Source organism: Companilactobacillus sp. y65-5 (genome assembly GCF_057541095.1).
This window is the reverse complement of record NZ_BAAJOA010000017.1, coordinates 1-7,852: the sequence shown is the minus strand read 5'-3', so window position 1 is coordinate 7,852 and position 7,852 is coordinate 1. Positions and strand designations below refer to the sequence as shown.

At 35.2% G+C, this 7,852-nt stretch carries 8 protein-coding genes and 1 pseudogene; 7 read left to right on the top strand and 2 right to left on the bottom strand.

The annotated features are described in order from the left end of the window. Positions 1-154 precede the first annotated feature (154 nt). The 3 genes from AC27FM_RS13215 (at position 155) to AC27FM_RS13205 (ending at position 2,744) form a co-directional block, all read left to right on the top strand. The gene (locus AC27FM_RS13215; RefSeq protein ID WP_487088965.1) at positions 155-1,090 is read left to right on the top strand and encodes a replication initiation protein; all 936 of its coding nucleotides are present in this window, start codon (positions 155-157) and stop codon (positions 1,088-1,090) included. Then, entirely contained in the window at positions 1,083-1,637 is a 555-nt protein-coding gene (locus AC27FM_RS13210) for a DUF536 domain-containing protein (protein ID WP_487088963.1), read from the top strand. Before AC27FM_RS13215 ends, AC27FM_RS13210 begins: the two co-directional genes overlap by 8 nt. A gap of 186 nt (positions 1,638-1,823) precedes the next feature. Continuing rightward, positions 1,824-2,744, top strand: a complete 921-nt coding sequence (locus tag AC27FM_RS13205) for a DNA adenine methylase (protein ID WP_487088961.1) — start codon at positions 1,824-1,826, stop codon at positions 2,742-2,744. 78 nt (positions 2,745-2,822) lie between these two features. Here AC27FM_RS13205 and AC27FM_RS13200 read toward each other — a convergent pair whose 3' ends face one another. Beyond that, complete coding sequence (locus tag AC27FM_RS13200; RefSeq protein ID WP_487088959.1) at positions 2,823-3,659, bottom strand: type II restriction endonuclease; 837 nt, start codon at positions 3,657-3,659, stop codon at positions 2,823-2,825. Positions 3,660-4,044: 385 nt separating this feature from the next. On the opposite strand from AC27FM_RS13200, the gene AC27FM_RS13195 reads away from it, so the two are divergent. Further along, positions 4,045-4,809, top strand: coding sequence for a helix-turn-helix domain-containing protein (locus AC27FM_RS13195; RefSeq protein ID WP_487088957.1), 765 nt, complete (start codon positions 4,045-4,047; stop codon positions 4,807-4,809). 153 nt (positions 4,810-4,962) lie between these two features. On the opposite strand, the pseudogene AC27FM_RS13190 reads toward AC27FM_RS13195, so the two are convergent. Beyond that, positions 4,963-5,055: pseudogene (locus AC27FM_RS13190) on the bottom strand (type II toxin-antitoxin system mRNA interferase toxin, RelE/StbE family); the annotation flags it as partial. A 93-nt stretch (positions 5,056-5,148) separates the two neighbouring features. On the opposite strand from AC27FM_RS13190, the gene AC27FM_RS13185 reads away from it, so the two are divergent. The 3 genes from AC27FM_RS13185 to AC27FM_RS13175 all read left to right on the top strand — a co-directional run bounded on the left by AC27FM_RS13185 (position 5,149) and on the right by AC27FM_RS13175 (position 7,220). Continuing rightward, positions 5,149-6,180 (top strand): hypothetical protein, encoded by a 1,032-nt coding sequence (locus AC27FM_RS13185; protein ID WP_487088955.1) that lies wholly within the window; start codon positions 5,149-5,151, stop codon positions 6,178-6,180. After that, a complete protein-coding gene (locus AC27FM_RS13180; protein ID WP_143443130.1) occupies positions 6,137-6,331 on the top strand; it encodes a hypothetical protein in 195 nt (64 codons plus the stop codon). Before AC27FM_RS13185 ends, AC27FM_RS13180 begins: the two co-directional genes overlap by 44 nt. Positions 6,332-7,007: 676 nt before the next feature. Next, on the top strand, positions 7,008-7,220 hold the full coding sequence (locus AC27FM_RS13175; protein WP_436665933.1) for a hypothetical protein: 213 nt from the start codon (positions 7,008-7,010) through the stop codon (positions 7,218-7,220). The last annotated feature ends 632 nt before the right edge of the window (positions 7,221-7,852 follow it).

Genomic DNA, 7,852 nt, shown 5'->3' with positions numbered 1-7,852 from the left:
GTTTATCGACTACATTTTGTCTGTTTATCGACTACATTTTGTCTGTTTATCGACTACATTTTGTCTGTTTATCGACTACATTTTGTCTGTTTATCGACTACATCTATTTACTACTGTATTCAAATAAGGTAGTATTATTCAAGGAGGTTATTTTATGAGCAATGAATTAGTCAAATATGACCCTGAATTAAATACAATCCCCTTGCGAAGGTTTACTCCTGTAGAAATGAACTTGTTCTTTTCTGTAGTTTCTAGAATGCGTGATAAAGGTGATGATACTGTTAGATTTACCTTTGATCAGTTAAAAGAGTTAAGTGCCTATAAGCCAACCGCAAATAATCGGTTTATTGATGACATACAAAGTACATATCAAAAAATACTAGGTCTTAGATTTGGCTCTCGAAGTAAAGATGGTCTTGATAGAGAGATGTTTGTCATGTTCACTCGATTTGAAATTAAGGGATCTGCAGACGTTCCTTATGTTGATATTCAAATTTATCCCAAAGCGTTGAAACTTCTAAATAATCTCGAAAGTTGGGTTCGTTATGCTTTGACAGAGTTCCGAGATTTAAAGAGTAGTTACGCAAAAACAACTTTTCGTATTCTTAAACAATTCCGAACCACTGGTTATGCTTATTTTTCTAAAAATGATTTCTTTGAACTACTAGATATTCCACAAAGCTATTGGAGTAAGCCTGCGAACGTTGAATCTAGGGTTATTCGCCCAATCAAGGAAGAACTAACCCCTTTGTTTAGAGGCCTAACTATACGAAAAAAATATGGTAAAGGTCGTGGGAAACCAGTGGTTGGTTATACTTTTACTTGGAAGCCTGAAAGAAGAGACGCAAACGACTTTTCTCAAGGTAAGTTCCAAGATGAGCGTCAAAAACTTTTTAATATCCAGAATAATGGTGAATTAACAGAACAAGAAAAATGGCGTGCTACCGATAAAGTTAAAGGCCTACCACTAGGCTCAACTGAAAAACAGATTTTAGCCGAACGACAGATTGAGCATGATAAAACAATAAGAGATCAGGCAAGACAAGAAATGCTTGCTGAACTCCGAAAGGGGTTTGGAAAACATGCCTAAAACTATTAGAGAACTTGCTGATGAATTAAAGGTCTCTAAACAAACTATTCAATACCACTACCAAAGACTACCAACAAAGAACCGACAAAAAGATAGTCAAGGTAAAAACGTGATCAGCCTTACAGCTGAAAGGATTATTAGAGGCAAGGTAGCAAAGAACTTGGTAGCAAAGAACCAACAAACAGGTAGCGAAAAAGCGACAAAGACTAGCAAAGAAAATAATGAGCTAATCGCTACTCTAAGAAGAGAAGTAGCAGATTTAAAGTTTCAACGGGACAAACAGCTTGCTACCAAAGATCAGCAAATAAGTAGCAAAGACCGACAAATTAATCATCTAACCAAATTAATAGATCAGCAACAACAACTTCAGTTAACAACTGTGACAGAAAACAAAGAACTAAAAGAACATGTACACAAATTAAGTGATTTACTTGAAACTTCTAAGCTGTCTTATAAACCACTAGTAAATGACAATAAAAATGACTTTTCGGATAGTCATGGGGCTGATAAAATTAAGGCTAATTATCACTGGTGGCATTTTTGGTAGTAATTCTATAGCTTTTACAAAAAACAAAACTTCAGAACGTGGCCAAAAAAATATTAGCCAGTTTTTGAAAAATTACTACAATATGTTTTTTTACTGTTTATGGATAACAATAATTCTATTTATAGTTAGCCGAAAACGGTGGCAAAAAATGCCAAAACAAATAATATTTTTTTAAGGAGGATCAATATGGACTTATTGCCAAATAAAATAGATAAAGTAAGTGTTCCCCCCTTAAAGATTCAAGGGATAAAAACAAAATTAGTACCTTTTATAATGAACTCAATTAGTTGGGATGGCCAGGGAACATATTTTGAACCATTTATGGGGTCGGGAGTTGTGGGCTTTAATATAGCCCCCAGAAAAGCAATTTTTAGTGATACTAACCCATATATAATTCAATTTTATAATGATTTGCAATCCGGTAAAATAGATGAAAAAATAGCTAGAGAATTTTTAGAAAAAGAATCAGTTAAATTGTCTGCTACGCCTCCAGACAAAACTTCATATTATTACGAAGTTAGAGATAGATTTAACAAGGAACATTCATCTTTGGATTTCTTGTTTTTACAACGTTCTAATTTTAATGGTATGATGCGTTTTAATAGCCAAGGAAATTATAATGTTCCTTTCGGTAGAAAGCCGGAAAGATTTAAAAAAGCTTTAATCACAAAAATAGTAAATCAAATAGCATGGGTTAGAAAATTAATGATTGGAAAAGACTGGAAATTCATACAAATGTCTTTCCCAAAGGCATTTGAAATGATGAGCGAAGGAGATTTCGTATATTTAGATCCACCATATATCGGAAGGTATGACGGATATTATGATAATTGGGGAGAAAAAAATGCTGATTTATTAGCTCAAATCACTCAATGCAGTAAAGCGGGATATGCTCTTAGTATGTGGTCAGAAAATATGTACAGAAAAAATGATTATTTAGATCAGTGGTCAAAAGGTATTAAGGTAACTACGGAACACTTTTATTACTTGGGAGCAAAAGAAAAAAATAGAGGTGCTATGATTGAGGCCTTAATAGTTAACCGCAAAAACTTTAATGATAATAAAGAAATTAAAAAACGCAGAATTCAAGAAATATCATTATTTTAATAGAATAAAAAGTGCGTTCAATTGTGGTATTTAAATACCACAATTGAACGCACTTTTTAGAACAATGGAAACTATAACTTAGCACCAATCATTTTTGTCTTTTTCTCTTCTAAATTTTAAATATTCGGAATACTTTTTTGACAAAATAGCAGCCCTTTGAGGATCCCTTTTTTCAATCCAAGAAAAATATGAAGGTAAGCTGTTAAAAAGCTCTGCTCGTGTCTGAAGACTATCTTTATATTTTGGATGATGCGTCCAATAATCCAAAAACACTTCTTTTCCTAAAAATGCAAATGGACCAGCACCATAAACAAAGGGGGCAATCGTATTATATTTAATTGTACCAATATTGTCAGTATTGCCACTCCCTTTTTTATCACCACAAATACGATACTTTTCTTGCACAAAACATTCTACATATTTGTATGCAGGAGTGATTGTTTTTAAATTTTCAAGCTCCGTTTTCCCCCTAAATGGTTTTGTTTCTCTAGTATATACAATTCCTAAGATATAATGTTTTTCATAATCAGAATAGGTTCCAGAAATATTTTTTGTACCATTTCTCATAAAGCTAGTAAAACTACCTCCAGTAAAACCATATTTTGAATTTTCATTTTTTCTATATGTTGTTTTTACATCAATAGCAATTCGCTTTCTATCTGACTTTTCAAAATAAAAATCGGGGTATACTGTCTGTTTCTCAGATTCATGTAATATGTAGTTTAAGTCTTTTGCTGCCTTCATCAAGGCGTCTACTACTATTACTTCAAATAACCGGCCAATGATTTTTGAATCATTTCCAAAAGCATATATAGCTTCTTTTTTATTTATAAACCCGAGAAACTGCCATTCTTCGTCATTTTTGGGAAGATATTTATTTATTTTTTCAATTATTTTATCCGTGTATGCTTGCAAGGCTTTTCTCCCTTCACTAAATAGCTGATCAAAGTACCTGATTAGTCTAGAGAATTATAATGGAATATAAACACCCTATAGCCTCCTTTTTGATCATATAACAAAATTCCTATGTATTTTTTATAGGGGTGGAGCTATTTATTTTTTTAGATCTCACAAAAATAAATGTTATCACATATGTCAACTTTCCCCTCGTTTAACTCATAAAGTATTTTTCTTGTCTGAGGAATAGCCTTATTTTTTGTGTTAAACAAGGCTATTCCATGCTTTATTGGCGACACTAACCAAACTATCCAGTTGTGCAAGTAATATTTGCGTGACTAATGCTAGTAATTCTTGCTAGGATTGCCTTAGATCCTTGATTATGATTTAGGAGGAGTGAGATTTGAGCTTTAAAGACGATATTAAGACCTTGCGCAGGCAATCTAATTTAACCCAAGAAGCGTTAGCTCAACAATTACATGTGACCCGTCAAACGGTCTCAACTTGGGAAACTGGCAAGAATATGCCAAGTTTAGAGACCATGCATGCTTTGAGTCAATTGTTTAACATCTCACTCGAAAAACTTCTATTTAACGAGGAGATTGCAATGAAAAAAGATAAAGAACCCTCTTTGGCTACCCAGATAGATCATGATGTTAAGCTTAAAAGTCGTTATCGTCGTTGGACTTTTGGTTTAGGTGGCTTGATCGTACTAGCACTGATTAGTATTGGTATTTTATGTTTGGGATATTATAAAGGTATTGGGACGATTGATCGCTTTGATCCGTTTTTATCCTATAAAGTCGGGTACACTAAATTACCTAGTGAAAAGGAAATTTCTCCTAACAATAAGGCGACCAATGGTTACTGGACCGCTTGGTTCACCGATAATACGATGGGTAATGAATGGACCAAATTAACCTTAACGACGGGGCTTAATCCTGGGGTCAAAGATCCTTATGTGATGGCGTATCATAAGGGCAGCTATGTTAAAGTTGCACGTATTGTGCCTCGCACCTACATTAATCAGACTTATGTTAGCAACTTAGCAGCGCTAGATGCCTTGTTAAACCATAAGGGAAATACAGCGACTAACAATCATGACCTTAAGAAGTATAAGACACAAATTCACATATCTGACACTGTCCAACAGTTAGTAACTGAATAGAGAACCACCAAGTGATAATCCTACAAGCAATTTCAGGGGCTATTTTATACAAATAGACCCTCGAAAACATTGTTAAAATAACCCCCAATATCTATAATGTAGATATCGGGGGTTATTTTAATTTATTTTTTTATAAGTGCCCCTAAACTATAGCTATTGATTCAAGATTTCATGGGAGCCAGTTGCAACCAATAACAAAATCAATTCATCATGATCTAGCTGATAAATAACAATCCAGTTGTCATAATATCTATTTTGGATAGTTTTGAAAGAAAGAAGCTGGAGCTATACTATCAAGCATGATATAAATAGAATCATCGATCTACAAGGAGGTCTAGGATGAGTGAATTTGAGATAGCATTACCAAGCAATCAAGACACCGATATTGACGTTACCAATCAAGGTTTATACAACTACGACTTTAATTCTTACTCTTTGGCTCCGCTGCAAAAAGCGGCTGGTTTATCTCTTTCGGAGAAAATACGAAAAAGTGTTTTTTCTCACATTTCAGAGACAAAACTTATCGAAGAATTGTCGAACAAGGGTGAGGTCGAATACGTAGCAAAGCTGTCTGATTATGCTAAGGAAAAGCTGAAATCGGGTGAGTGGACCTTAGGTATTCGTAAGAAGACAGGAGAAACTTATGCAGTCATTAAAGATGTTTCAACCGGGAAGAGCCAGAGCTTTGTAACTCTAGATAAAAAGGTTGTTCAGAATTTAGGTAATTTGCCTGAATTATCTGCTATTCAAGGGCAGTTGGCTGATATTGTCGAGAAAATAGAGAGTCTGAATCGCTTGGTTGAAAGAGTCGAACAGGGACAATATAATGACAGATATGCTGGGTTTTTTAGTGCTCGACAGCAGGTCGTGGAAGCCTTGTCAGCAGATGACGAGACAGTAAAAAAGGAATTGTTGATTTCAGCCGTCAAAACAAATAACGACACTATCGCGAAGTTGATGCTAGCCATTCATCATGATGCACTAGCCTTCATTGATACCAAAATCAAACCCAAAGAGGCACAACGAATCGATAATCACCTTCAAAATTCAATTGGTTATTTAAATTCAACTGTCCAATTAAACCTTGTTGCTCACACTGCATTAGGCGAGCAACAAGCATTGATTGCAACACTAATGAACTATAAGTCGTTCATAGGACAAACATTACTTGAAGAAGTTGGTGATACTGAAAGAACGCTTGCCTGGCAGATTGACAATGCGCACAAAGGTATGGACGGAAAGTTTGATGAAATTTCCCTAGATGTGACTGACAGAATCACCTATTTAGTTGATGAAGTGATAAATAAAAGGAGTGGAGAGCAGGATTATGAGAGAATCGAAACCGAAAAAATGCATGATGCCGAGCTGTGATAAAGAAACTTTTGATAAGAAAGCCTTCTTTTGTCGTGAGCACACTCGAGTATTCGAGTCATTTGTGAGTACTGCGAAAAAAGTTGCAGTACCTGCCGCAGCAAGTGCGGCGCTGTTTGTGGCAAAAGTTATTAGTGGTAAGAAAAAATAGTATTAAAAAAGAAGAGATTTTGCCCATTTTATTTTTATAAAATGGGTAGGTGGCGTTTGCGTAAAGCAAATCGACACAATCCAAAGGGGATAAAAGGGGAAAGTGAAACTTCCCCCTTTTCAAGCCACATTGTAATACAAGAACGAAGTGCTTTGTATTACAATGTGATAGCTTGCAGTATTTATGGTTTTATATGGTCCATTTTGTTGTGAGGATTGTAACCGAATAGGACGCAATTCTTATTACAAAATCAATGACAAAGGGCGATTGACTAATAAGCGCTGGGGCATTTTATATTTGAGTAAGTTATTGATGGATCAGAAAAATATATCACAAATTTAAACAAAGACTCACTCATTTAAGAGACGCTACTAGCATGAAATTTTGTTGTTGCGATAAGCAACTTCTGATACATGATTTTTAGCCATTACATCACTCGTTTTTAGAGTGATGTGTAAGTGCGCATTGACCTCGTTTCACTCGGTCTACTGATAACCATGAAATCAGTTTTTGCCGTTGTTGAATGGAATGTATTCTTAATTCAATTTATGCTTACACTTAACTGAGTTTGTTATGCTTTAAATGCTAAAAATTGTTGCATATCCCGTTGCTTTCAACCAAAATTTTAATAACTAACTATCAAGAATTACGTATCTAACCTGGAATCATTATTTTAATGTTAGGAGTAATTAAGCTGGACGAAAAGAAAGTATTAAAACCCATTGACGAAATTCTCTCTGATCCTTGGCAGGTTGATATTCAAGAATTATTTAAAGCTTCTGTCAATGAACCTGACGAGATTAAAAAGAATTTGTATGATTCCGTGTATACTTACATTTTGCAAAAAAGACAAGAAGATATTATTAATCGACCAGGCTTCATTATTTAGTCCTCTAAAAGCTCCCTGAGGGCTTTTTGTTTTGGCTTTGGTATAAATATACATAAATAGCCTTAAAATCGCTGAGAACAAAAAATAAGGCCCTTAAAAAGGGACATAGCAGTTAAATCTTTATCAAGTTTTAGAAAAGCTAACTATTTGCTGTCAATGGTAGCGGACGAGCAAAGCGTGGGAGCATAAGGAATTGACAGCTCTTAACCAGTCTTAACACTGAAATGGCGAAAGCCAAAGTTTTGTAGAAACCTTGCTTTCCTGCCTAACGGCGAGTGAAAAAGCGGTCAAGCTGGCTCAGCTTGGACGGGGTTCGGGGCGTCAGCGCCCGAATTAATGTGGCTTGCCACACCTTTTAGGCAACGAACAGCGTGAGGCGCAAGGAGCATAGCGAATGAAGTTTAATGTGAGCCTGTTTTTGGGCTCACTCCTTTGTGTTTTTTTGTTTTAGGTTTGTATCTCGTACAGTGGTGCCTCTTATATACCTCTTTTATAAACCTCTTTTAAACCTCTTTTAGACCCCTATTGCGCCTTACTCCCCCAGGGCGTACAGAAGTTTATCGACTACATTTTGTCTGTTTATCGACTACATTTTGTCTGTTTATCGACTACATTTTGTCTGTTTATCGACT